Annotated in this window: 1 protein-coding gene; it reads right to left on the bottom strand. The window is 38.7% G+C overall.

The window, feature by feature from the left end; genetic code table 11:
• The coding region (locus ACYQ4S_RS12340) for a group II intron maturase-specific domain-containing protein (protein WP_459771468.1) at positions 1-347 on the bottom strand (347 nt) is incomplete at its 3' end.
• Positions 348-424: the final 77 nt, after the last annotated feature.

Here is a 424-nt window from a genome sequence, read left to right as displayed (position 1 = left end):
ATTAAATCTCTTAATCCCCATTCTACGAACTTTTTATTTGTTAATGCTCGGTGTATGATTTCAGTTCGTGAAATTCGCCAGTAAGCCTTTCGGCTAGCTGCTGTTTTAAGGGCATCGTCATGACCGATACCGAGTTTCTTCAACCATTTATACCGAGTGGCGACTTTCTTCCATCTCTTCCAAATGATTTGTCTTAGCCGATGGTTTAACCATGCTTTAATTTCAATCATAAATGATTTCATAAAAGCAATTTTGTAGTAATTTATCCATCCTACTGTCACTCGGTTAATATCTGTCACAATGTCTTTAAAACTCCCTGGCCGATTTCTTCGAGTAAGCTTCTTCAACTTTTCACGGAAACGTTGTTTAGCCGACCGACTAGGTCGGCAACCTACTTTCCCATGTGATTATATAAATGAAACCC

This window comes from Alkalibacterium sp. s-m-28 (assembly GCF_054658175.1).
The sequence above is the reverse complement of the archived record's forward strand: the minus strand, read 5'-3'. Positions and strand labels throughout refer to the sequence as shown.